The 24,176-nt window shown below is 74.5% G+C and carries 21 protein-coding genes; 4 read left to right on the forward strand and 17 right to left on the reverse strand.

The annotated features are described in order from the left end of the window. Positions 1–86 precede the first annotated feature (86 nt). A complete protein-coding gene (locus tag K330_RS0111065; RefSeq protein ID WP_022921894.1) occupies positions 87–1,763 on the forward strand; it encodes a SulP family inorganic anion transporter in 1,677 nt (558 codons plus the stop codon). Between the two features lie 38 nt (positions 1,764–1,801). On the opposite strand, the gene nusB is transcribed toward K330_RS0111065, so the two are convergent. The 11 genes from nusB to K330_RS0111120 all read right to left on the reverse strand — a co-directional run bounded on the left by nusB (position 1,802) and on the right by K330_RS0111120 (position 13,381). Then, positions 1,802–2,215 (reverse strand): transcription antitermination factor NusB, encoded by a 414-nt coding sequence (gene nusB, locus K330_RS0111070; RefSeq protein WP_022921895.1) that lies wholly within the window; start codon positions 2,213–2,215, stop codon positions 1,802–1,804. A gap of 1 nt (position 2,216) precedes the next feature. Beyond that, positions 2,217–2,777 (reverse strand): elongation factor P, encoded by a 561-nt coding sequence (efp, locus tag K330_RS0111075; protein ID WP_022921896.1) that lies wholly within the window; start codon positions 2,775–2,777, stop codon positions 2,217–2,219. A gap of 128 nt (positions 2,778–2,905) precedes the next feature. Next, positions 2,906–3,994 (reverse strand): 3-dehydroquinate synthase, encoded by a 1,089-nt coding sequence (aroB, locus tag K330_RS0111080; RefSeq protein WP_022921897.1) that lies wholly within the window; start codon positions 3,992–3,994, stop codon positions 2,906–2,908. Then, positions 3,991–4,506: a shikimate kinase gene (locus K330_RS0111085; protein ID WP_022921898.1), complete on the reverse strand. Its 516-nt coding sequence runs from the start codon at positions 4,504–4,506 to the stop codon at positions 3,991–3,993. Before K330_RS0111085 ends, aroB begins: the two co-directional genes overlap by 4 nt. Next, a complete protein-coding gene (gene aroC, locus K330_RS20745; protein ID WP_022921899.1) occupies positions 4,503–5,789 on the reverse strand; it encodes a chorismate synthase in 1,287 nt (428 codons plus the stop codon). Before aroC ends, K330_RS0111085 begins: the two co-directional genes overlap by 4 nt. Before the next feature lie 23 nt (positions 5,790–5,812). Then, a complete protein-coding gene (locus K330_RS20750; RefSeq protein WP_022921900.1) occupies positions 5,813–6,532 on the reverse strand; it encodes a prepilin peptidase in 720 nt (239 codons plus the stop codon). Beyond that, positions 6,529–7,386 carry a shikimate dehydrogenase gene (locus K330_RS0111100; RefSeq protein ID WP_022921901.1) on the reverse strand — a complete coding sequence of 286 codons (858 nt, stop codon included), beginning with the start codon at positions 7,384–7,386 and terminating at the stop codon, positions 6,529–6,531. Before K330_RS0111100 ends, K330_RS20750 begins: the two co-directional genes overlap by 4 nt. Beyond that, positions 7,380–8,624: an endolytic transglycosylase MltG gene (gene mltG, locus K330_RS0111105; RefSeq protein ID WP_022921902.1), complete on the reverse strand. Its 1,245-nt coding sequence runs from the start codon at positions 8,622–8,624 to the stop codon at positions 7,380–7,382. Before mltG ends, K330_RS0111100 begins: the two co-directional genes overlap by 7 nt. A gap of 9 nt (positions 8,625–8,633) precedes the next feature. Then, on the reverse strand, positions 8,634–9,107 hold the full coding sequence (gene ruvX / locus K330_RS0111110) for a Holliday junction resolvase RuvX (protein WP_029202576.1): 474 nt from the start codon (positions 9,105–9,107) through the stop codon (positions 8,634–8,636). An 83-nt stretch (positions 9,108–9,190) separates the two neighbouring features. Next, positions 9,191–11,881 (reverse strand): alanine--tRNA ligase, encoded by a 2,691-nt coding sequence (gene alaS / locus K330_RS0111115; protein WP_022921904.1) that lies wholly within the window; start codon positions 11,879–11,881, stop codon positions 9,191–9,193. Between the two features lie 114 nt (positions 11,882–11,995). Next, on the reverse strand, positions 11,996–13,381 hold the full coding sequence (locus K330_RS0111120) for a replication-associated recombination protein A (protein WP_229665810.1): 1,386 nt from the start codon (positions 13,379–13,381) through the stop codon (positions 11,996–11,998). A gap of 212 nt (positions 13,382–13,593) precedes the next feature. Between K330_RS0111120 and K330_RS0111125 the strand changes: the two genes are divergently transcribed. Together K330_RS0111125 and K330_RS22750 are read left to right on the forward strand one after the other, a co-directional pair. Next, complete coding sequence (locus K330_RS0111125) at positions 13,594–14,349, forward strand: hypothetical protein (RefSeq protein ID WP_022921906.1); 756 nt, start codon at positions 13,594–13,596, stop codon at positions 14,347–14,349. 143 nt (positions 14,350–14,492) lie between these two features. Beyond that, positions 14,493–15,317 carry a GNAT family N-acetyltransferase gene (locus K330_RS22750; protein ID WP_022921907.1) on the forward strand — a complete coding sequence of 275 codons (825 nt, stop codon included), beginning with the start codon at positions 14,493–14,495 and terminating at the stop codon, positions 15,315–15,317. A 39-nt stretch (positions 15,318–15,356) separates the two neighbouring features. Here the strand turns inward: K330_RS22750 and aspS are convergent, their stop codons facing one another. Then, the gene (gene aspS, locus K330_RS0111135; RefSeq protein ID WP_022921908.1) at positions 15,357–17,183 is read right to left on the reverse strand and encodes an aspartate--tRNA ligase; all 1,827 of its coding nucleotides are present in this window, start codon (positions 17,181–17,183) and stop codon (positions 15,357–15,359) included. Between the two features lie 292 nt (positions 17,184–17,475). On the opposite strand from aspS, the gene K330_RS0111140 reads away from it, so the two are divergent. Next, complete coding sequence (locus tag K330_RS0111140) at positions 17,476–18,243, forward strand: hypothetical protein (protein WP_022921909.1); 768 nt, start codon at positions 17,476–17,478, stop codon at positions 18,241–18,243. Between the two features lie 16 nt (positions 18,244–18,259). Here the strand turns inward: K330_RS0111140 and K330_RS20760 are convergent, their stop codons facing one another. The 5 genes from K330_RS20760 to K330_RS0111165 all read right to left on the reverse strand — a co-directional run bounded on the left by K330_RS20760 (position 18,260) and on the right by K330_RS0111165 (position 24,176). Beyond that, the gene (locus tag K330_RS20760) at positions 18,260–18,865 is read right to left on the reverse strand and encodes an NUDIX domain-containing protein (RefSeq protein WP_022921910.1); all 606 of its coding nucleotides are present in this window, start codon (positions 18,863–18,865) and stop codon (positions 18,260–18,262) included. A 7-nt stretch (positions 18,866–18,872) separates the two neighbouring features. Beyond that, entirely contained in the window at positions 18,873–20,567 is a 1,695-nt protein-coding gene (locus tag K330_RS0111150) for a CTP synthase (RefSeq protein WP_022921911.1), read from the reverse strand. A 68-nt stretch (positions 20,568–20,635) separates the two neighbouring features. After that, positions 20,636–21,790, reverse strand: a complete 1,155-nt coding sequence (locus K330_RS0111155; protein ID WP_022921912.1) for a glycosyltransferase family 4 protein — start codon at positions 21,788–21,790, stop codon at positions 20,636–20,638. After that, positions 21,787–23,430, reverse strand: a complete 1,644-nt coding sequence (locus tag K330_RS20765) for a lipid II flippase MurJ (protein WP_022921913.1) — start codon at positions 23,428–23,430, stop codon at positions 21,787–21,789. The genes K330_RS0111155 and K330_RS20765 overlap by 4 nt, the downstream gene beginning before the upstream one ends. Beyond that, on the reverse strand, positions 23,412–24,176 hold the full coding sequence (locus tag K330_RS0111165) for a hypothetical protein (protein WP_229665809.1): 765 nt from the start codon (positions 24,174–24,176) through the stop codon (positions 23,412–23,414). Before K330_RS0111165 ends, K330_RS20765 begins: the two co-directional genes overlap by 19 nt.

The raw sequence follows: 24,176 nt of genomic DNA on the forward strand, positions 1-24,176 counted from the left end.
GGATGATGTTCGGTGGCGCTCACTGTAGTGCACGTGTCCGGGCACCCTGCGCCGGCCCCTGCCCGCCGTGGTCTACCGTCTGGACCGTGAGACTCCTGCCGGGGCTGGCGGTGCTGCGTGCCTACGAGCGCGGTTGGTGGCGGCCCGACCTGGTCGCCGGCGCCACGGTCGGCGCCATGCTCGTCCCCCAGTCCATGGCGTATGCCGAGCTGGCGGGGATGCCTCCGGTCTACGGCTTCTACGCGGTGATCGCCCCGTTGGTGCTCTACGCGCTGGTGGGCACCAGCCGCCACCTCGGCGTCGGCCCCGAACCGGGCACGGCCATCCTCGCCGCGACGGGGGTCGGGGCGGTCGCGGCCGGTGACCCCGACCGTTACCTGGTGCTCATGGCGGGTCTGGCCCTGGTGGTCGGGGCGATGGCCGTGCTCGGGTCGGTCGCCCGGCTGGGGTTCATTGCCTCGGTGCTGTCCAAGCCGGTGCTGGTCGGCTACATCACCGGGGTGGGGCTGACCCTGCTGTCCAGCCAGGTCGCGGCCTTCACGGGCGTGGCGATCGGGGCCGACCGGTTCTTCCCGCGCGTCGCCGAGCTCGCCCGCGAGCTGGGGTCCGTCGACGTCGCCACCCTGGCCGTGGGGGCCGGATCGCTGGGGGTGGTCCTGCTGCTGCGCCGGTGGGCCCCTCGGGCCCCCGGTGCCCTCGTGGCCGTCGGCGTGGCGACGCTGCTGGTCTGGGCTCTTCCGGGTGCCCAGCCCGCCGTCCCCCTCGTGGGTGCCGTCCCCCAGGGCCTGCCGTCACCGGCCCTGCCGGGGATCTCCCTGGCCGACGTGCTGGCGCTGGTCCCGGTGGCCGCCGGGATCGTCCTGGTCGGCTTCACCGACAACGTCCTCACGGCCCGGTCGATCGCGGCACGGCACGGCTACCGGATCGACCCCAACCAGGAGCTCTTCGCCCTGGGCGTGACCAACCTGTCCGCCGGGGCCCTGCAGGGCTTCCCGGTCTCCTCCAGCGCCAGCCGGACCGCGGTGCCGGCGGCCCTGGGCAGCCGCACGCAGGTGGTCTCGCTGACTGCCGCCGTCCTCGTGGTGGCCACGCTGCTCTTCCTCGGCCCGGCGCTGGGGCAGGTGCCCCGGGCCGCGCTGGCGGCGGTCATCGTGGCGGCGGCGCTGTCCATCATCGACGTCCCCGGCTACCGCGCCCTGTGGCGGGTCAGCCGCTCCGAGGCCCTGCTGGCGGTCGTCGCGGCGCTCGGCGTCATCGTCTTCGACGTCCTCGTCGGGGTGCTGGTGGCGGTCGCCCTGTCCGTGGTCGTGGCGCTGGGCCGGATGGCCCGCCCGCACGACGCCGTGCTCGGCGACCGGCCCGAGCTCGACGGGTGGGTGGAGGTGGACGCCTACCCCGATGCCCGGGTCGAACCGGGCCTGCTGGTCTACCGCTTCGACGCCCCGTTGTTCTTCCTCAACACCGACCGCTTCCGCAGCCGGGTGCTCGACACCCTGGAGCGCAACCCGGGCGAGGAGGAGTGGCTGGTGCTCGACTTCGAGGGGGTGGGCGAGCTGGACGCCACCGCGCTCGACGGTCTCGCCGACCTCACGGCGTCCCTGGCCGGCCTCGGGCTGCAGCGGGTCGCCGTCGCCCGGGCCAACCAGCCGGTGGTGCGACGGCTGCGCCGCGTGGCGCTGCTCGCCCCCGAGGGGCCCCTGCACCACTACCCGACGATCAACGCCGCGGTCCGGGACTTCCGGGCCTCGCGGGACGCCGGCTGAGCGGTCCGGGCAGCCGCCCGCACCGCGCCCCGTCCGCGTCAGACGAGCGTGCTCTTGACCTCGGAGACGCGCGCCAGCAGGCCGTTGACGAAGCGCGGCGAGTCGTCGGTCGACAGCGCCTCGGTCAGCGCCACCGCCTCGGAGATCGCCACGCTGTCGGGGACCTCGTCGTTCCAGACGACCTCCCACACGCCCAGGCGCAGGGCGGCGCGGTCGACGGCCGCCATCCGCTCCAGGGACCAGCCCTGGGAGTAGGTGGTCAGCGTCTCGTTGATCTGCGACCAGTGCTCGAGCACACCCCGCACCAGCTGCACGGCATACTCCGGCAGCGGGTGCTGGGTCGTCGGCGCGGCCAGCCGCTCCTCGAGCAGGGTGCCGACATTGACGCCGCGCTGCTCGGACTCGAAGAGCAGCTCCAGGGCCCGCTTGCGCGCCTTGGTGCGGGCCGCCACGTCAGTTCACGCGGCCGAGGTAGGACCCGTCGCGGGTGTCCACCTTCACCTTGGTCCCGGACTCCAGGAACAGGGGCACCTGGATCTCGGCGCCCGTCTCGACCGTCGCCGGCTTGGTGCCACCGGTGGAGCGGTCGCCCTGCAGACCCGGCTCGGTGTGCGTGATCTCCAGCACGACGGAGGCGGGCAGCTCGACGTAGAGCACCTGGCCGTCGTGCTGGGCGATCATCGCCCGACCGTTCTCCAGCAGGAACTTGGCGGTGTCGCCCATGACCTCCGGGGAGACGTGGACCTGCTCGTAGGTCTTCTCGTCCATGAAGATGTAGTCGGTGCCGTCGTTGTACAGGTACTGGAAGTCGGAGCGGTCGACCGTGGCGGTCTCGACCTTGGTGCCGGCGTTGAAGGTCTTGTCGATGATCTTGCCGGAGGTGACGTTCTTGAGCTTGGTGCGGACGAACGCCGGGCCCTTGCCGGGCTTGACGTGCTGGAACTCCAGCACCTGCCACAGGCCGTTGTCCATGTCGAGGACCATGCCGTTCTTCAGGTCGTTCGTCGAAGCCACTGCGTGTCGCTCTCTCTCGGGGGGACGGTGTGTGTCGGGGACGCGGCGGCGCCCAAACCTGGTCAAGTCTAACGGCGACCGGCGGGGGCCCCCGCCGCGTGCGCGGCAGCGGCGCCGGCCGGCCCCGCTCAGCGGACCGCGTCGTAGGCGGCGCGCAGCAGGCTCTCGTCGGGCGCGACGAGCCGCGTGGGCCGGGCCAGCCCCTCGAGGACGACGAGGCGCAGGGTGGACCCGCGTGACTTCTTGTCCCGCGCCATCGCGGCGCGCAGCCGGTGCCACCGGTCCGGTCCGGGGTATGCCGTGGGCAGACCCACGGCCGCCAGCACCGTCCGGTGCCGCCCCAGGAGGGCCGCGTCGAGCAGCCCGGCCCGGTGGGCGAGCTCGGCCACGTAGACCATGCCGACCGCCACGGCGTCGCCGTGGCGCCAGCGGTAGTCCTCCACCAGCTCGACGGCGTGGGCGAAGGTGTGCCCGTAGTTGAGGATCTCCCGCAGCGAGGCCTCGCGCAGGTCCGCGGCCACGACGTCGGCCTTGACCCGGACGGCCCGCGTGACGAGCTCGACGGCGAGGGCGGGGTCGGCCGTGGGGTCCGCCGCGGCCACGGGGTCAGCCTCGACGAGGTCGAGGATGACGGGGTCGGCGATGAAGCCGGCCTTGAGCACCTCGGCCAGGCCGGAGACGTAGTCGGCCCGCGGCATCCCCGCCAGCCACGCCGGGTCGCACAGCACCGCCCGCGGCGGGTGGAAGGCACCCACGAGGTTCTTGCCCTCGGCGGTGTTGATGCCGGTCTTGCCCCCGACCGCCGCGTCGACGACCCCGAGCAGGGACGTGGGCAGCAGGACCGAGTCCACGCCGCGCAGCCACGTCGCGGCCGCGAAGCCCGCCAGGTCGGTCACCGCTCCCCCGCCGACCCCGACGACGAGGTCGTCCCGGGTGAACCCCTCCTGGCCGAGGCGGGCCCACAGCGAGACGAGCACCTGCGCCGTCTTGGCCGCCTCGGCGTCGGGCACCTCGGCCACCACCGGCACCGCGCCCGCGTCCGCGAGCACGGTGACGGTCGCGGTCACCAGCGCGTCCCGACCGGGCTGGGCGACGACCAGCACGCGGCGGCCCGGGCGGGCGTGCTCGCCCAGGCGCTCGAGCGCACCCGGGCCCACGTGCACGGCATACCCCGGCTCACCGCCGACCTCGATCGTGCGGGTGGCGACCTCGGTCATCGCGCCTGCCCCAGCGCCTGCAGGACCTCGTCGGCGATCTGCTCGGGAGTGCGGTCTCCCGTCTGGACGCGCACCGTCGCGAGAGCCTCGTAGACGGGGCGCCGGGCGTTCATCAGCCGGGTCCAGGCAGCCCGCGGGTTGACCACGAGCAGGGGCCGCGAGGCGTCGAACCCGACCCTCCCGGCGGCGTCGGCGATGGTCACGTCCAGGAAGACCACCCGGTGGTCCCCCTCCCGCAGCGCCGTGGCGATGGCCTCCTGCATGACGGCGCCGCCACCGAGGGCGACGACCCCGTGCTCCTCGGCCAACGCCCGGACCACCTCGACGCGCTCGAGCTCGCGGAAGCGCGCCTCTCCCTCCCCGACGAAGATGTCGCTGACCGAGCGGCCCGCGGCCTCCTCGATGGCGGTGTCCGTGTCGTGCAGGCCCACGCCGAGACGCTCGGCCAGGACCCGTCCCACCGTCGTCTTGCCGGCGCCGGGCGGGCCCACGAGGACCACGACGGGGCTCATGCGCCGGTCTCCTTCGCCTCGGCGGCCGCGTCGACCGTCGCCGGGGAGCGGAGGTGCTCGGGGACGGCGGCGAGGTATGCCGCACGGTTGCGGGCGACCTCGGCGACCGAGTCGCCCCCGAACTTCTCCAGCACGGCGTCGGCGAGCACGAGCGCGACCATCGCCTCCGCGACCACCCCGGCCGCGGGGACCGCGCAGACGTCGGAGCGCTGGTGGATCGCCGTCGCGGCCTCACCGGTCGTGGTGTCGACCGTGCGCAGGGCGCGCGGCACGGTGGAGATGGGCTTCATCGCCGCGCGCACCCGCAGCACCTCACCGGTGCTCATGCCGCCCTCCGTGCCCCCGCTGCGCAGGGAGAGCCGGTGGACCAGCCCCTCGTCGTCGGCCTCGATCTCGTCGTGGGCCTGGCTGCCGCGGCGGGCCGCGGTGCGGAACCCCTCGCCCACCTCGACGCCTTTGATCGCCTGGATGCCCATGAGCGCGGCCGCGAGCCGGGCGTCGAGGCGCCGGTCCCAGTGCACGTGCGAGCCCAGGCCCGGCGGCAGCCCGTAGGCCAGGACCTCGACCACGCCGCCGAGCGTGTCCCCGTCGCCCCGGGCGGCGTCGACCTCGGCCACCATGGCCGCGGACAGCCGGGGGTCGAGCGTGCGGACCGGGTCGGCGTCGACGGCCGCGACGTCGTCGGGGCCGGGGAGCTGCTCGAGGGTCGGCGCGTCGGCGTCGAGGTCGGGGACGCCGGCCCGGCCGATGCTCACGGTGTGCGAGACGAGGCGGATGCCGGCCGCCTGCTCCAGGAAGGCGGCGGCGACGGCGCCGAGGGCCACACGGGCGGCCGTCTCGCGGGCGGAGGCCCTCTCCAGGACGGGGCGCGCCTCGTCGAAGCCGTACTTGGTCATCCCGACGAGGTCGGCGTGGCCCGGGCGCGGGCGGGTCAGCGGCCGGTTGCGGGCCAGCTCCTGGGGCGCCCCGACGTCGTCGGCCCTGGTGATGGCTTCCTGGGGCACCGGCTCGGGGCTCATCACCGCCTCCCACCTCGCCCACTCGGTGTTGGCGATCTGCAGGGCCAGCGGCGAGCCGATCGTGACCCCGTGCCGCATGCCTCCGAGGAAGCTGAGGCGGTCGGCCTCGAACTTCATCCGGGCGCCCCGTCCGTAGCCCAGCCGGCGGCGCGCCAGCGCGCCCTCCACGGCGGAGCGGTCCACCCGCACGCCCGCGGGCAGACCCTCGAGGACGGCGGTCAGGGCGGGGCCGTGGGACTCTCCGGCGGTCAACCAACGCAGCATGGGCACAGATTCTCCCACGGTGCCTACAGCAGCCCGCCCACCGCCTGGGGTGCCAGGAGCAGCCCGAGGAGCGCCCCGACCATCATCGGCGGCCCGTAGGCGAAGTCACCCTTCCAGCTCACCCGACGGGCGAGCAGCAGCAGGACGGCGAGCAGGCCGCCGACGAGGAAGCCGGCGTAGATGCCGGCCACGGTCTCGGCCCACCCGAACCACCCGAGCACCCCGCCCAGGACGACCGCGAGCTTGACGTCGCCCAGCCCGAGCGCCAGGGAGCCCCGGGCGAGCGAGAGGAGCGCGAGCAGCAGGTAGAAGCCGCCGCTGCCGAGGGCGGCCAGGACGGAGCGCAGCCAGGGGTCGAGGCCGCCGCCGACGAGCGCGGCCAGGGTGATTCCGCCCACGAGCACGCCCATCGTGGGCCACATGATGCGGTCCGGCAGCCGGTGGACGTCCAGGTCCATGGCCGCCAGGCACACGCAGGACAGCGTCACCAGCAGCAGCGTGCCGGTCAGCACGACCGCGACCGGCCAGCCGGGCACGGCCGGGTCCTCGACGAACCAGACCCGGTGGAGCACCAGGCCGGAGACGACGCCCAGGACGATCGGCACCCACCAGCGACGGCCGGGATGGGGCACGTCGTCCTCGTCGGGCTTGCGGTAGGTGGTGGCCTCGAGCCAGCGGCCGACCGGGATGCCCAGGACCGCGACCAGGACACCGAGGAGCACCGGCACCCACACCTGCGTCACGCGGTCTCCGCCCCCTCCGTCTCCAGCGCCGCGCGCATCGCGCGCACCGGGCCATTGTGCCCCGTGAGCAGCTCGACCTGACGCACGGCCTGGTGGAGCAGCATGTCCGTGCCGCGGACCACCGGGACCCGGCCGGCGGACGCGGCGCCGACGGCCGCGGCGAAGCGGCTGGGCCAGGGCCGGTAGACCACGTCCATGACCACGGGGGCGCTCGCCCCGTCGGGGACCACCAGCGCGCAGGGGTCGGCCCCCGGGGGGAGCGTGCTGACCACGACGTCCGCGACCGCGGCGTCCAGCACCAGCCGGGTGCCGTGCAGGGGCAGCACCCGCACGTCCGTCCCGAGCCGGGCGGCGAGCTCTGCGGTCCGCCCGCGCAACCCCTCGCGGACGACGAACGTCACCTCGCGGGCCCCCATCTCGTGCAGGGCGACGAGCGTGGACCTCGCCGTGGCCCCGCCCCCGAGGACCACCGCCCGCCGCGGCTGCTGCAGCCCGGCCTCCACCAGTGCCTGGACGACCCCGTGGACGTCGGTGTTGTCCGCGAGCCAGCCCGAGCCGGCGCGCACCAGGGTGTTCGCGGCGCCGGAGAGGGCGGCGGCCGCGCCGACCCGGGTCCCCACGGCCAGCGCCTCCTCCTTCAGCGGCATGGTCACCGCCAGCCCCGCCCAGTCGTCGGGCAGCTGCTCGACATGGCCCCGCAGCCCGCCGGGCGCGACCTGCGTGGCCTCGAAGGACCACCAGGTCAGCCCGAGGGCGTCGTAGGCGGCGCGGTGCAGGACCGGCGACAGCGAGTGCGCGACCGGGGACCCGACGACGCCGGCACGGCGTGCCCGGTGCGGGGCCGCGCTCAGCACTGGTCGGGGTTGTCCGCGCACCACTGCTGGAAGAGGGCCACGTTCTCCTGGTGACCGGCGAAGTCGTCGGCGAACCGGGTCTCGCCGGTCGAGGGGTCGACCGTGACGAAGTAGAGCCACTCCCCCGGCTCGGGGTTGAGCGCCGCCCGGATGGCTTCCTCGCCGGGACTGTTGATCGGCCCGGCCGGCAGGCCCGGGTGGACGTAGGTGTTGTGCGGGTCGTCGTTCTGCCGCTGCTCGGTGGTGGTCCCCGCCAGCCCGCGCTCCTGGTAGATGAAGTGGACCGTGGAGTCCATCTGGAGGTAGCCGTTGGTCTCCGGGTTGGGTTGGAGACGGTTCTCCACGACCCGGGCGATCTTGGGCAGGTCCTCGGAGAACATGCCCTCGCCCTGGATGATGCTCGCCTTGATGATGACCTCGCGCAGCTGGTCCTCCGGCACCCCGATCTCGGAGTAGGTGCGCTTGCCGAGGTCGACCATGGCCCGCAGCTGCTCCTCGGGGGTGGCGTCCTCGGCGAACTCGTAGGTGCTGGGGTAGAGGAAGCCCTCCAGGTCGCCCTCGGCCGCCTCCGGCAGCCCGAGGGTGGCAGGGTCGACGGCCTCGTAGTCGGCCACCTCGTGGCCGGTGGCCTCGGCGAGGACGGCGAAGGTCTCGGCGACCCACAGCCCCTCGCGGACCGTCACCCCGTTGATCTCGCGGTAGTTGCCGTCGAGCAGGCGGGCCAGGGCGGCCTGCGAGCTCATCTGGTTGGCCATGCGGTAGGTGCCGGGCTGGATCGAGCTGGACCGCGGGTCGGCCTGCAGCGCCGCGGTGAACGCGCCCGAGGAGGCGACGACGTCCTCGGTGGCCAGGATCTGGGCGATCTGCCCACCGCCGGCACCGGGCGGGATCTCCACGAGGACCTCACCGCTGCCGGCGCCCTCGTAGTCCTCCGCCTCGGGCTCGCCGAGGGAGACCTCCGGCAGCATGTCGCCCACCCAGCCGAAGGTGTACACCGACGCCGTGATCACGAGGACCGCGGCCGTGAGCAGCGCGAGAACGGTACCGAGCGGGTTGCGGCGCCGACGGCGGCGGGGACGGAACATCGGGGTCTCCGGATCGACCGGGTCCAGCACGTCGGCCGCGAGCGACTCGTCGTGCTCCGGAGCGCCGCGCAGGCCGAGCAGGTCGCGGTCGAAGGAGCGCGACCGGTCGCGCACGTCGTGCTCGTCCCAGTCCTCGTGCGGAGGCTGACTCATGCGTGTCCTTTACGTCGGTCCGGACCGCCGGGTCCGGGGCTTGCGCGCCCGCAGGGGGACGCCGGCTGGGCGGCCGGCACGTCGGGCGTCGAGCACCGCCTGAAGAATGAGGACGGCTGCGGCCTGGTCGACCACCACTCGCTGGTCGCGGCTCCGGACACCGCTGCGGTGCAGGTTCCGGTGCGCGTCGACCGTCGTGAGGCGCTCGTCATACAGCCGCACCGGCACCTCCAGACGCCGCTGCAGTGAGTCAGCGTAGTCGCGCGCGCGCCGCGCGGCCAATCCCTCCTGCCCCGAGAGTGTCCGGGGCAGCCCGACGACGACGCCCACGGCGCCCCTGGTCGAGACCTCCTCGGCGATCTCGTCCAGGTCGCTGCCCCGCGCGTGGTCGCGGGCCAGGGTGGCCACCGGGTGGGCCAGCAGCCCGACGGCGTCGCTGGCGGCCAGCCCGACCCGCGCCTCACCGACGTCGACCCCGAGCAGGACGCCGGTGGCGGTTTCGCCGCCACGGGCGGGGGCTGCCCGGGCGGCGGTGTCCTCACCGCCCGGGCCTGCAGGACGGTCGCTCACGCCCTGAGCTCGTCCTCGATGCGCCGCAGCGCGTCCTGGGTGCGCGCGGGGTCCTGCCCGCCGCCCTGGGCGAGGTCGTCCTTGCCGCCACCACCGCCACCGAGCGTCTGCGCGGCGACCTTGACCAGGGCACCGGCGCGCACGCCCCGGCTCCGGGCCGCCTCGTTGGTGGCGACGACGACGTTGGGCCGCCCGGAGGCGGTCCCGGTGAGGGCGACGACGACGGGACGGTCGGTCCCGAGGCGCCCGCGCAGGTCCGTGACGAGCCGTCGCAGGTCGTCACCCCCGACACCGTCCCCCAGGTCGTGACCGAGGAAGGTGACGCCGGCGACGTCGCGGGCACGCTCGGCCAGGCCACCGGCGGCGGCCAGCACCTGCGCAGCCTTGGCCCGCGCGATCTCCCGCTCGGCGTCCTTGAGCCGCGCCATGAGCTGGGCGACCCGCTCGGGCACCTCGTCCGGCCGGACCTTGAGCGTGTCGGTGAGCTGGTTGAGGATGACGTTCTCCCGCGCCAGGTGCCCGTAGGCGTCGGCGCCGACGAGGGCCTCGACCCGGCGCACGCCGGAGCCGATCGACGCCTCGCCCATGATCTTGACCAACGACAGCTGCGCGGAGTTGAGCACGTGGGTGCCGCCGCAGAGCTCCAGCGACCACGGGCCGCCGACGGAGACGACCCGCACCACGTCGGGGTAGCGCTCGCCGAACAGGGCCATCGCCCCCATCTCACGGGCCTCGGTCAGCGACATCTCGGCCGCGCTCACCTGCAGGTCGTCCATCAGCCGCTCGTTGATCCGGGCCTCGACCGCGGCCAGCTCGTCGGCGGAGAGCCCGCGCGTGGAGCGGAAGTCGAACCGCAGCCGGCCGGGCGCGTTCTCCGAGCCCGCCTGGGTCGCCGTGTCCCCGAGCGTCTCGCGCAGGACCTTGTGCACGATGTGCGTGGCCGTGTGCGCGCGCGAGACCGAGGCGCGCCGCAGCGTGTCGATCTCGGCGCTGGCGGCCTGCCCGACGGCGAGCTCGCCCTCGACCAGGCGGCCGCGGTGGACGATCAGGCCCGGGAGCGGCCGCTGCACGTCGGTGACCCGGACCACGGCCCCGGAGTCGAGCCGGATCAGGCCGTGGTCGGCCAGCTGGCCACCGGCCTCGGCGTAGAACGGGGTCGCCCGCAGGACGAGCTCGACGTCCATGCCGTCCTCAGCGTGCTCGGGCGCGAGCGCGAGGCGGTCGACCTCCTGCCCGTCGGCAAGGAGCCCGACGAGCGGTGCCTGCCCCGCCATCTGCTCGTAGCCGGTGAACTCGACCTCGCCGCCCAGCCGGTCGGCGAGGGCGCGGTAGGCACCGGAGCCGCCGTGCCCGGACCTCTTGGCCCTGGCGTCGGCCTTGGCGCGCTGGCGCTGCTCGGTCATGAGCGAGCGGAAGCCCTCCTCGTCCACGGTCAGGCCCTGCTCGGAGGCCATCTCGAGGGTCAGGTCGATCGGGAAGCCGTAGGTGTCGTGCAGCTGGAAGGCCTCGTCCCCGCCCAGGCTGGAGGAGCCGGCCTTCTTGGCGCGGGCGACCGCGGTGTCCAGGATCGTGGTGCCGCTGGCCAGGGTGCGCCGGAAGGCCTCCTCCTCGGCGTAGGCCGTCTCGCTGATCCGTCCCCAGTCGCGCTCGAGCTCGGGGTAGGAGGTCCTCATCACGTCCTTGCTGACCGGGAGCAGCTCGGGCAGCGCCGCGTCGTGCACCCCCAGCAGGCGCATGGAGCGCACCGCCCGGCGCAGCAGCCGGCGCAGCACGTAACCGCGCCCCTCGTTGCCCGGCGTGACCCCGTCGCCCATGAGCATCAGGCCCGAGCGCACGTGGTCGGCGACGACACGGAACCGGACGTCGTCCTCGTGGCCGGCCCCGTAGGAGCGTCCGGAGAGCTCCTCGGCGCGCTCGATGACGGGATAGACCTCGTCGATCTCGTAGAGGTTGTCGACCCCCTGCAGCAGGTAGGCGACCCGCTCCAGCCCCATGCCGGTGTCGATGTTCTTGCGGGGCAGCTCGCCGGTGATGTCGAAGTCCACCTTCGAGCGCACCTCGGAGAGCTCCTCCTGCATGAAGACGAGGTTCCAGATCTCCAGGAAACGGTCCTCGTCCACCACCGGGCCGCCGTCCGGGCCGTGCTCGGGGCCGCGGTCGACGTAGATCTCGCTGCAGGGGCCACCGGGGCCGGGGACCCCCATGTGCCAGTAGTTGTCCGCCAGCCCGCGGCGCTGGATCCGCTCCTGCGGCAGGCCGGCGACGCGGTGCCACAGGTCGGCCGCCTCGTCGTCACCGTCGAGGACGGTGACCCAGATCGAGCCGGGGTCGAAGCCCAGGAAGCCGTCGTCCTGGGAGCCCGTGATCAGCTCCCAGGCGTGGGAGATCGCCCCCTCCTTGAAGTAGTCGCCGAAGGAGAAGTTGCCGTTCATCTGGAAGAAGGTGCCGTGTCGGGTGGTCTTGCCGACCTCCTCGATGTCCAGCGTGCGCACGCACTTCTGCACACTGGTGGCCCGCGGCCAGGGTGCGGTCTGCTGCCCCAGGAAGTAGGGCTTGAACGGCACCATCCCGGCGTTGACGAACAGCAGGTTGGGGTCGTCGTAGACCAGCGGTGCGCTGGGCACCACCGTGTGGCCCTTGCTCTCGAAGAACCTCAGCCAACGACGGCGGATCTCGGCGGTTTCCATGGTCTCCTCAGGGTGGGGACGGACTGAGCCACTCTAGCCGCCGCCGCTGCGCCCTTCCTGACCCCAGGCCGGTAGCCGTGACCCTGCGCAGGGGCGGGCGCGGGCGGCCGGGCGTCAGCGACCGCGCACGATCCGCCGGAGCTCGGCCCACCGCGCACCGAGCCGCTCCTCCCACCCGCGGCCCGTCGGGCGGTAGTAGTCGACGTCGGCCTCGGCCAGGTCGTCGGGCAGGAACTGCTGCGGCCCGACGCCCGCCGGCTCGTCGTGGCTGTAGCGGTAGCCGTCCCCGTGCCCGAGCCGGGCGGCCCCGGCATACCCGCTGCCGCGCAGGTGCGCCGGGACGGGGCCGCCCCGGCCGGCGCGCACGTCGGCGACGGCGGCGTTGACCGCCGCGTAGGCCGCGTTGGACTTGGGCGCCAGGGCGTTGTGGATGACCGCCTGGGCCAGCACGATGCGGGCCTCGGGCATCCCGATCTGGGCGACCGCGTGCATGGCGGCCACGGCGGTCTGCAGGGCGGTGGGGTCACCCAGACCGACGTCCTCGCTCGCGGCGATCACGATGCGCCGGGCGATGAAGCGCGGGTCCTCGCCGGCCTCGAGCTGACGGGCGAGGTAGTGCAGCGCCGCATCCACGTCGGAGCCGCGCATGGACTTGATGAAGGCGCTGGCGACGTCGTAGTGCTGGTCGCCGGCCCGGTCGTAGCGCACGGCGGCGTGGGCCATCGCCGCCTCCACGGTCCCCAGGGCGATCGCCGCCGGCTCGTCCTCGGCTCCCGCAGGGCGCGCGTCCGCCGCCACCCCGGCGGCCGCCTCGAGCGTGGTGAGGGCCCGCCGGGCGTCGCCGCCGGCCATCCGCACGAGATGCTCGAGGGCCTCGTCGGCGAGGGTGAACTCCCCGGCCAGGCCGCGCTCGTCGGCCAGGGCCCGGCCGACCACCCCGCGGACCTGCTCGTCGGTCAGCGGCCCGAGACGCACGAGGACCGAGCGGGACAGCAGCGGGGCGATGACCGAGAACGACGGGTTCTCCGTGGTGGCCGCGACCAGGATGACCAGGCGGTTCTCCACGCCGGGCAGGAGCGCGTCCTGCTGGGCCTTGGTGAAGCGGTGGATCTCGTCGAGGAACAGGACGGTCTGGCGCCCGTGCAGCGAGCGGTCGTGGACCGCCTGGTCCATCACGGCACGCACGTCCTTGACGCCGGCGGTCACCGCGGACAGCTCGACGAAGCGCCGGTCAGCGGCGGTGGCGACGAGGTGGGCGAGGGTGGTCTTGCCGGTCCCGGGAGGGCCCCACAGGATGGCCGAGAGCGGCCCGGCGAGCCCCCCGGCACCCTCGATGAGCCGGCGCATGGGCGAGCCGGGGCGCAGGACGTCCTCCTGCCCGGCCACCTCCTCCAGCGTGCGGGGGCGCATCCGCACCGCCAGGGGCGGGCGCAGGTCACCGCGGTCGCCGCTGTCACCCGCCGCCGCGCTGAAGAGGTCTGAACCGCTGCTCGCCGACACCATCGCAGGGTACCCAGGCGGTCCCCGGGTCGGGCAGCCAGGAGCCGGGCGGACGAGTGACCTCTGGCCGCCCATCCCGGGACCTTCGTCCCTACTACACGCAGTCGTACTACGTGCAGTATGAGTACCGGAAGCCCAGACCCGGACTTCCGGACCGGTCCGGTCGGACCGGCCCTCTTCTCGATCCGGGCATGACCCGGAGGAGGTTTGACATGGCACAGCGTCTTCGCCTTGTCGGGATCATGCTCATGGTCTTCGGCCTGGTGTTCTTCATCGGCTCCGGCGTGGCCTTCAGCATGTACCAGGACGGCAAGCACTCGCTGCAGAGCTTCAGCGAGGTGCAGGGCGTCGAGCTGAGCTACAACGAGGACGGCCAGCTCACCGACCGTGGCGAGACCGCGGCGGCCGAGGGCATCATGACGATGCTCGAGGACGAGTGGGGCTACCCGGTCTCCGACCGCGAGATGGACCCCGACGACCCGCTGGTCAACACCGCGAGCGAGTACATGTACCAGATGGCCACCATCACCCACCACGTCATCGACGGCACCTACCCGGTCACCCTGACCGAGGACCAGCTGGTCGACGGCGACGGCAACGCGCTGACCGAGGTCACCGTCAACGGCGAGACCGTGGCGGTCCCCGACCCGTTCCCGGCCGAGGGCTGGACGGTCGAGGTCAACGGCGACGGCCGCTACTGGAACGACTTCGACCGCACCAGCCCGGTCGACGCCGCCGCCCGTCCCCTCATCTGGACCGGCACCGTCCACGGCCTGACCGGCGAGCTGGGTGTCGGCACCGTCACCGCCTCCGCCCTCAAGCTGGCCCTGGGCCTGGTGGCCCTCCTCGCCGGCCTCGGCGCCATCAACCTGCTCACCGGCGCCGGTCTCTTCTGGGCCGCCGGCCGTCGCGAGGCCCCGGTCACCCCGGCGCCCGTCGAGCAGCCGGAGCTGGAGCGCATCGCCTGAGCCTGGTCACTCTCGGGCACGCTCCTGAGCCGGGTGCGGAGAAGCTCCGCACCCGGCTCGTCCGTGCGTCCCCCGGCGTGGCCCGGCCGCCCCTGACCTAGCCTTGGGCCGACCCGCGCCCCTCCCCCCAAGGCAGGACCTCGATGGCCCCACCCCTGCCCGCCCGCAGCACGCGGGTGGACCGCGCCACCCTCCTCGAGCACGCCGGCGACGACCCCTGGGTGCGCTGGGCCCTGGCCGACCCCCTGCCGGGCGAGGCGTTCGTCCACGAGGGCGTGGCGGTGGTGCAGCGGACGGGCCACCGGCCCGGTCTGTGGGTCGCCCCGCTGCGACCGGACCACCCGGTCGACCTGGTGCCCTCCGGCGAGGCGCTGTCGGAGGAGGCCGGGCGGGTGGCCTCCGCGCTGCGGTCGGTCGTGGCCACCGGTGTCCTTCAGGTATGGAGTGCTCGCTCGGCCTCGGTGCCGGCCGAGCACGCGGCCCTGGGTCGGGCGCTCCTGCCCCTCACGGACCAGGGCGGGGACTGGGAGTGGATGTGGACCACGACAGCGCCGGACGTGGACCCGCGCGAGCAGCGGCTGCACGTGCTCGACGACCTCGCGGACGCCCACGAGCTGCGGGCCTTCGCGCACCAGCACAACCCGCGCGTGTGGACCCGCATCGGCGAGGGTGCGGTGGCGCGCTGGCTGGGCGTGCGCGACGACGACGGGTCGCTGCTGGCGGTGGGCGGGGCGGAGCGCGAGGACTCCGGCGTGCCGCACCTGGCGGGGATCCTCACGGCCAGGCACGCCCGGGGCCGCGGCTGGGGCCACGTGGTCTCGGCCGCGCTGACCCGCTGGGCGGTCGAGCAGCACGGGGTGGCGACGCTGGGGATGTTCAGCGACAACGACGTGGCCCGTCGGCTGTACCGACGGCTCGGCTACCGCACGGCACGGCGGTGGTGCTCGCGGCACCTCAGCGACGGCTGACCGACCACCCCCACGAGCGGGGCGGCCGGTCGTCGCGCGTCAGCTGTGCCGGGGGCTGACCTCCTCGGCACCCTGCGGCGCCGGCGCAGAGGGCTCGGGCCGGGCGTCGACACCCGCCTCCTTGCGCTGCTCCGGCGTGATCGGGGCCGGCGCCTCCGTGAGCGGGTCGAACCCGCCGCCGGACTTCGGGAAGGCGATGACGTCACGGATGGAGTCCGTGCCCGCGAGCAGGGCCACGATGCGGTCCCAGCCGAAGGCGATGCCGCCGTGCGGCGGCGCGCCGTACTTGAACGCCTCGAGCAGGAAACCGAACTTCTCCTCCGCCTGCTGCTCGTCGAGGCCCATGATGGCGAAGACCCGCTCCTGCACGTCCCGCCGGTGGATACGGATGGAGCCGCCGCCGATCTCGTTGCCGTTGCACACCAGGTCGTAGGCGTAGGCCAGGACGGCGCCGGGGTCGGACTCCATCGTGTCCAGGAACTGCGCCTGGGGTGAGGTGAAGGCGTGGTGCACGGCCGTCCAGGCCCCGGCACCGACCGCGACGTCACCGGCCTCCACGGCCTCCGACGCCGGCTCGAACAGCGGGGCGTCGACCACCCAGACAAAGCTCCACGCGTCCTCGTCGATGAGCTCGCAGCGCCGGCCGATCTCCAGGCGGGCCGCCCCGAGCAGCGCCCGGGAGGCCTTGGTGGCCCCGGCCGCGAAGAAGACGGCGTCACCCGGCCGGGCGCCGACGTGCTCGGCCAGCCCCGCCCGCTCCCCCTCGGAGAGGTTCTTGGCCACCGGGCCGGCCAGCTCGCCGTCCTCGCCCACGGTCACGTAGGCCAGGCCCTTGGCGCCGCGCTGCCGGGCCCACTCCTGCCAGGCGTCGAACTGCCGCCGCGGCTGCGAGCCGCCGCCGGGCATCACGACCGCGCCGACGTACTCGGCCTGGAACACCCGGAAGGGGGTGTCGGCGAAGTAGCCGGTGCACTCGACGATCTCGAGGTCGAAGCGCAGGTCGGGTTTGTCCGTGCCGTAGCGTCGCATGGCCTCGGCGTAGGAGATGCGCGGGAAGGGGGTGCTCAGCTCGATCCCCCGGACACCCCAGACCGCCTGGGCGATCTGCTCCCCCAGCTCGATCACGTCGTCCTGCTCGACGAAGCTCATCTCGATGTCGAGCTGGGTGAACTCCGGCTGCCGGTCGGCGCGGAAGTCCTCGTCGCGGTAGCAGCGCGCGATCTGGTAGTAGCGCTCCATGCCCGAGACCATGAGCAGCTGCTTGAACAGCTGCGGGCTCTGGGGCAGCGCGTACCAGCTGCCCGGCTGCAGGCGTGCGGGCACGAGGAAGTCACGCGCGCCCTCGGGCGTGGACCGGGTCAGCGTCGGGGTCTCGATCTCGACGAAGTCGCGGGAATTGAGCAGGTCGCGCGCGGCCGCGTTGACCCGCGAGCGCAGACGGAGGTTCTGCCCCACGGCGCTGGCACCGGGGCGGCGCAGGTCGAGGTAACGGTGCTTCAGCCGCGCCTCCTCACCCACGTTGACGCGCTCGTCGATCTGGAAGGGCAGGGGCGCGGACTCGCTGAGCACCTCGATCTGCGCGGCGACCACGTCGACCGCGCCGGTGGGCAGCTCGGGGTTGACGTCCTTGTCCGCGCGCGGGGTGACCTCGCCGACGACCTGCACGCAGTACTCGCTGCGCAGGTCGTGCGCGGTGCCGGTGAGGACCTCGTCACGGGCGACGACCTGGACGACGCCGCTGGCGTCACGCAGGTCGATGAAGGCGACCCCGCCGTGGTCGCGGCGGCGGGCCACCCAGCCGGTGAGGGTCACGGTGGTGCCGGCGTGCTCGGGGCGCAGGGTGCCGGCGTCGTGGGTGCGAAGCATGGTGTCTCCTCTCGGGTCGCGACCGCTGAGGAGATGCCCCCAGCGGTGACGACAGGGCAAGCCCTGTCAGGTGTGGGCGGGGGCCAGGTCGCGGTGCCACCACACCTTCGCCAGGAGACGATGTCCTGGCCTCTCGTCGGTCCGCCGCACGCGCGGTGCACGGGTGGGCCGCTCCCGACCCGGCGGGGCGTCACACCCGCCCCCGCGCACGAGGACCCAGTCTACGGGCCGCCCGGAGCGACGCGCACACGGTTTCCCCACGGGACCGGCGGCGAGGTGCACACTGCGGGGTATGACGCTCGCGCAGGAGGCCCGCTCCCCCACCCGCCGACGGACCGCCGGGCCGGTGCTGCGGCTCGTGGCCGCGGCACTGCTCATGGGCGGCTGGGCGGTCCACCTCGTCACCTCCTTCGTCGGGGGCTACGAGACCGTGCCATGGCTGACGCTCGAGCACGAGAAGCACCAGGTCACCTCCATGACGGTGGTCAGCTCCGACCCCGCGCCGGGAGGTCCGTGGTGGACGGCGACGGATCCCGGGACCCTTTCCGACCCCGCCACGGAGGGTCAGCCGTGGAAGGTGGTCTACACCGTGGCCGACGGGCAGCGCGTGCGTGTGGCCGACCCTCACCACGGCGCGTTCGGGCCGCCCAGCTCCACCAGCGGGTGGAGCTCGGAGCCGACCGGGGAGGAGCTGCGCGACACGCTCCTGGCGCGCGACCTGCCCGCCGTGGGGACCGCTCGCATGCCCCCCGCCTGGCACGTCAGCCAGGTGAGCGGGCTCGCCCTCGCGCTCGGCACCCTGGCTCTCGTGGTGGCCGGCCCCCGCCCGGTGCACGGCAACCGCTGGTTCTGGTTCTGGCTGGTCCAGATGCCCGCCGGGCTGGGCGTGCTGGCCTACGCCGTCTACGAGCTCGGGGGGCATCGGCACGCTCGGGCCGCGGGCGGCCTACGCGTGGGCGGCGGGTGGGGCGTGCTGTACCTGCTGAGCGGCTACGTCGTGGTCAGCGTGGTCGGCGGCCTGCTCGCCCTGCTGCTCGGGACCACCGTCGTCCCGCTCTGACTCTCCTCGCCACGCCTCAGCTGCGGCGAGCGTGCAGCGCCAGCACGGAGAGCATGAGCGGGCCGTTGTGCACCTGCCCGCCGAGCACGGCGCGGACGGCGTCCTGCAGGGGGACCCAGCCCACGGGCATACCGACCTCCTCGTGCTCACGCTCGTGCCGCTCGTCCTCGGCGACGTCCGAGAGACCCGTCGCCAGGAACAGCGTGATGCGCTCCCCCAGGCTTCCGGGCGAGGGGGTGAAGGTGAGCAGCTCCTCCCACCTCTGGGCGCGCAGGTCGGCCTCCTCGGCCAGCTCGCGGCGGGCCGCCTCCAGCGGCGGTTCGCCCTCGACGTCCAGGAGCCCGGCCGGCAGCTCCCAGTCCTCCGCGCCGACGGGGTGCCGGTACTGCCGGATCACCAGGATCTCCGGCTGCCCACGGTCCTCGCGGACGGCGAGGACGACCACGGCTCCGGGGTGCTCGACGTAGTCGCGGACCGCGACTCCGCCCTCACCCAGGTCCACGCGGTCGGTACGCACGTCCCAGACCCGCCCGCGGTGGGACACCTCGGTGCCCAGCACCGGCCTGCTTCCCGGCAGGTCGTGCAGGTCGGCAACCCCGAGGCGCGGCGCGTCGAGCGTCATCGCCGGCTCAGACCGGCAGCTCGTGCTGGTGCTGGCGCCCCTCCACCTCGACCAGCCGCTGGCTGCGCTGCTGGTCCAGCGCCGCCGCGACCAGGCCCGCGAACAGCGGGTGTGCGTGGTCGGGCCGGGACTTGAACTCGGGGTGGGCCTGGGTCGAGACGTAGTAGGGGTGCACCTCGCGGGGCAGCTCGACGAACTCCACCAGGGTGCCCTCCGGGGAGGTGCCGGAGAAGACCAGGCCGGCCTCGGTGAGCTGGTCGCGGTAGGCGTTGTTGACCTCGTAGCGGTGCCGGTGGCGCTCGGTCACCTCCGTGCCGCCGTAGGCCTGGGCCACCACCGAGCCCGGCCGCAGCGCCGCGGTGTAGGACCCCAGGCGCATGGTGCCGCCCAGGTCTCCGGCGCCGTCGACGATGGCCTTCTGCTCGGCCATGGTGGCGATGACCGGCTCCGGGGTCTGCGGGTCGAACTCGGTGGAGCTCGCGCCCTCGATACCGGCGACGTTGCGGGCGTGCTCGATGACCATCGCCTGCAGGCCCAGGCAGATGCCGAGCGTCGGCACCTGCCGCTCGCGGGTCCAGCGCAGCGCGCCGATCTTGCCCTCGATGCCCCGGACGCCGAAGCCTCCCGGCACCAGCACCGCGTCGACCCCCTGCAGCGCGCGGCTCGCGCCCGCCTCGGTCTGGCACTCGTCCGAGGCGACCCAGCGGATGTCCACGCGGGCGTCGTGCCGGAAGCCCCCGGCGCGCAGCGCCTCGGTCACCGACAGGTAGGCGTCGGGCAGGTCGACGTACTTGCCCACGAGCGCGATCTCCACGCGGTGCTCCGGCTCGTGCACGCGCTCGAGCAGCGCGTCCCAGGCCGTCCAGTCCACGTCGCGGAACGGCATACCCAGGTGGCGCACGACGTAGGCGTCGAGCATCTCCCGGTGCAGCACCTTGGGGATGTCGTAGATGCTGGGGGCGTCGATGCAGGCGGCGACCCCGTCGGCGTCGACGTCGCACATCAGCGAGATCTTGCGCTTGATGCCGTCGGGGATCTCCCGGTCGGCCCGCAGCACCAGCGCGTCGGGGGTGATGCCGACCTGGCGCAGGGCTGCCACCGAGTGCTGGGTGGGCTTGGTCTTCAGCTCCCCGCTGGGCGCCAGGTAGGGCACCAGGGAGACGTGCAGGAAGAAGCAGTTGGCGCGGCCGATGTCGTGGCGCACCTGCCGGGCAGCCTCGAGGAAGGGCAGGGACTCGATGTCGCCGACGGTGCCGCCGATCTCGGTGATGATGATGTCGGGGGCTTGGCCGTCGGCGGGGGCCGCCGCGGCGCGCATCCGGGCCTTGATCTCGTTGGTGATGTGCGGGATCACCTGGACCGTGTCCCCGAGGTACTCACCCCGCCGCTCGCGGGCGATGACGTCGTTGTAGACCTGGCCGGTCGTGACGTTGGACCGGCCGGAGAGGTTGGTGTTGAGGAACCGCTCGTAGTGGCCGATGTCCAGGTCGCACTCGGCACCGTCCTCGGTGACGAAGACCTCGCCGTGCTGGAAGGGGTTCATGGTCCCCGGGTCCACGTTGATGTAGGGGTCGAGCTTCTGCATCGTCACGCGCAGGCCGCGCGATCGGAGCAGGAACCCCAGGCTGGAGGCCGTCAGGCCCTTGCCCAGCGAGGAAGCGACGCCCCCGGTCACGAAAATGTGCTTTGTCGTCTCCACCACGGGCTACCAGTCTACGTGACGCCCGGGGCGCACCGGACGAGGGACACCCGGGTGTCGCGCGCCCGCGCTCATCCGGGCTCCGGCGGTCGGTATGCCGTCAGCGCCGCCCGCACCGCGTCGGCCTGCGTGGGCAGCTGGGCGGCACGTTCGAGCGACCGCCGTCGCAGGTCCTCGCGCAGCGCCGGCTCGTCGAGCACCCGGGCGAGGGCGTCGGCGAGCGCGCGTGCCCGGTCACCGCCCGTCCCCCCGTCCACCAGCAGCCCCGCGTCGCCGAGCACGGTGGAGGTGCCGCCGACGTCGGTCGCCACCACCGGCGCCCCGGCGTGCAGCGCCTCCTGCAGCCAGACCGGCTGACCCTCCCACCGCGCGGAGGACACCACGACGTCGGCCGCGACCAGCAGGTCGGGCAGGTCGGCGCGGTGCCCCACCAGGCGCACGTCCGTGCGCTCGTGGGTGGCGCTCACCCGCGCCTCGAGGGCCGGGCGCGCCGGTCCCTCCCCGGCGACGACGAGCACCGGCAGGGCACGCTGCCCACCCCTGGCGAGGATGCCGTCCGTGAGCAGGTCGACGGCCTCGACGAGGGTGGCCTGGTCCTTCTGCTGGCTCAGCCGGCCGGCGTTGACGACCAGCGCGACGTCACCGTCCGCGGCCAGCCCCAGACCCCGGCGGACCCTCGCGCGGACGACGCGACGCTCCTCCTCCGGCACCGGGTCGGCGGAGGGGGCGGGCACGACGGCCAGGGCCGGGTGCGCGGCACCGGCGCGGTGGGCCCGGTCGACGAGGTCCGGGGAGACGCACAGGACCTGGTCGGCCCCGTGGGCCACGACCTGCTCCAGCACGGCGTAGACGGCCCGTGCGGCGCGCCCCTCGGGCGGGGCGTTGTGCGTGGTCACCACCAGGCGTGGGCGTGGTGCCCGGCCGACCCGACGGGCGGTGACCGTGAGGGCCCCCGCGCGCAGCCCGTGCGCGTGCACCACGTCGGCCCCGTGCATCAGACCGCGCAGCAGCCGCACGGCGCGGCGGTCGCGGACCGGGTGGGGCCGCGAACCGACCGGCACGTCGACGTAGGTCACACCGGCCGCAGGTGGGCCGAGCCGGTCGGCGACGGAGGGCGGGCAGGCCACCACGACGCGGTGCCCGTCAGCGGCGAGTCCCCCGGCGAGGGCGCGGACGTGGGAGCCCACACCACCGGCGACCAGGGCGGTGACCAGCATGATCTTCATGACCTCAACCTCTCGACGACGTCCTTCCAGGCCCGTGGGGCGAGGAGGCGCACCCCGGCCGTGGACAGGGCCAGCACGAGCGTGCCGGCCCCGGCGGCCCGGCCCAGCACCTCCAGCCAGCCGCTCCCGGTGCCCGGCAGCAGCAGCTCCGCGGCGAGAGCACCGACCGCCGCACCCCCGAGCGCCCCCGCTCCCCCGCGCAGCACACCCCGCACGGCCGGCCCGCCCCAGGCCCGCACGACCTCGACGACGAGCAGCATCCCGGCGACGGACATGCCCACGCTCGAGCCCACGGCCAGCAGCAGCAGGGTGTCGCGGGCGTCGGCCCCGACGGGCACGAGGAGCAGGGGCAGCAGCGCGGCGACCGCCCAGCCCGCGGAGGCGGCGGCAGCGGCCCGCCGCGGTGAGCCCACCGCGTAGAGAGCCCGCGTCCCGACGGCGACGAGCGCGTAGCCGACGAGGCCGGGGGCCAGCGCCGCGAGCGTCAGCGGCAACGCGTCCAGGGCGTCGCGCCCGGGTCCGTCGGCTCCGGCGTCGAGCAGGAGGAAGGCGGCGCCGACGTGGTCGCGGACAGCGACCAGCACGGCGGCGGCGACGACCGCGGCCGTGACGGAGAGCACGAGGGCCCGGCGCAGCACCCCGGTGGCCTCCTCGCGGTGACCGGTCAGCCGGGGGAAGGCGACGGTGGCCAGCGGCACCACGAGGACGGCGTAGGGCAGCAGGTATGCCGTCTGGGCATAGGTCCAGACCGTGATGGTCGCGACACCGTCGGCGGCGTTGGCCAGGAGCAGGATGACGACCGCGGCCAGCTGCTGGGCCCCGACCACGGCGACGCCGGCGAGCGCCAGCGCACCGGCGCGCCGGCCCGTCCCCTCGGGGAAGCGCCACGTCGGGCGCCAGCGCACGCCCAGGCGCGCGGCCGGCAGCAGCAGGGGCAGGGTGAGCGCCGCGACGCCGACCGTGGTGCCCCCGGCGAGCAGCCAGACGGCCTCGGCGGGCAGCGTGCCCAGCGGCACGTCCGGCTCGTGCAGGGCGGCGAAGACGACATAGACCCCGATGACGACGACGCTGGACAGCAGCGGCGCCACCGCCGCGGCCAGGAACCGGCGGTGCGCCTGCAGGACGCCGGTGAGCACGATGCCGACCCCGTAGAGCACCACCTGGGGGGCGAAGAGCACGAGCATGAGCCGGGCAGCCGCCAGGGCGTCCTGCGGGTCGCACCCCGCCGGGGTCCCGAGCAGCCAGAGCGTCACCGGGCCGGCCGCCAGCGCGACCAGCGCCGCGAGCGGCAGCAGGACCGTCAGCGACCAGGTCAGCAGCGCCGAGGCGGTGCGGTCGGCCCGCTGCTCGTCGCCGCGCTGCAGGTGCGCCGACACCAGCGGGACCGCGACGGCCGCCAGCGCGCCCCCGGCGGCGACCTCGAACAGGACGTTGGGCACCTGGTTGGCCGTCATATAGACCTGGCCGACGCAGGTGGCACCGACGGCCTTGGAGAAGACGAACCACCGCACGAGCCCCACGGCCCGGGCGACGAGGGTGACGGCCGCCACCACCCCCGCGGCCGCGAGGAGCCCCTGGCGCGACAGGCGCGGGCTGGGCGCGACGGGCGCGGGGCCCGCCGTCACGTCGGTCTGCCCCACCGGTCGAGCTCGCGCAGGACGGGGGTCGACTCGATCACGCGCGTGAAGCTGACCCGCTCGCTGGCCAGGGTCAGCGCCACCACCGCGGCCAGCGCCGTCGCCCGTCCCCGACCGCCCAGAGCCTGCGCGGCGGCCAGGCCGACGGCGGCGCCGAGCGGGTTGGCCCCGGTGTCACCCAGCATCGAGGCGCCCCGCAGGTCGTCGCGCAGGACCACGAGGCCGCCTCCCAGCACGGCACCGGCCGCCGGCCGGCCTTCGACGGCCAGGGGCGCACCCAGCGCCAGGAACACCTTCAGCGCCCGCCCGGGGCGCAGGTCGAACAGGTTGGCCAGGTTGGCCGCGCCCGCGACGAGCGCTGCCCCCGCGAGGGTGGAGGACGTCATGCCCCTGCCGTCCCGGTGGTCCGACCAGGCGCAGGCGAGCAGCCCGGAGCCTGCCAGGGCGGCGACCTTCAGCACGCCCGTCGTCGGCTCCCCGGCGGCCAGGGCGCGCAGGTGGCCGCGCAGGCCCTTGGCGGCGGTGGCGGACCCGGTGAGGTCGTCGACCGCCCCGGCGAGCGCCGCCCCGGCGGTGGCCAGAGCCGCAGGCGGGTCGACAAGCACCAGCGGCACCGTGGCGCCGGCGGCCAGGGCGACCCCGTCGGTCAGCGTGACCGTGGCCCCGGTGTGGTTGGTCCGCTCCCAGCGGGCGCTGCCCCCGGGCAGCCGGCCCGTGCGGTGCAGGCCCCGGACCGCGGCGGTCGTCAC

The organism is Ornithinimicrobium pekingense DSM 21552 (assembly GCF_000421185.1).
GTDB lineage: Bacteria > Actinomycetota > Actinomycetes > Actinomycetales > Dermatophilaceae > Ornithinicoccus > Ornithinicoccus pekingensis.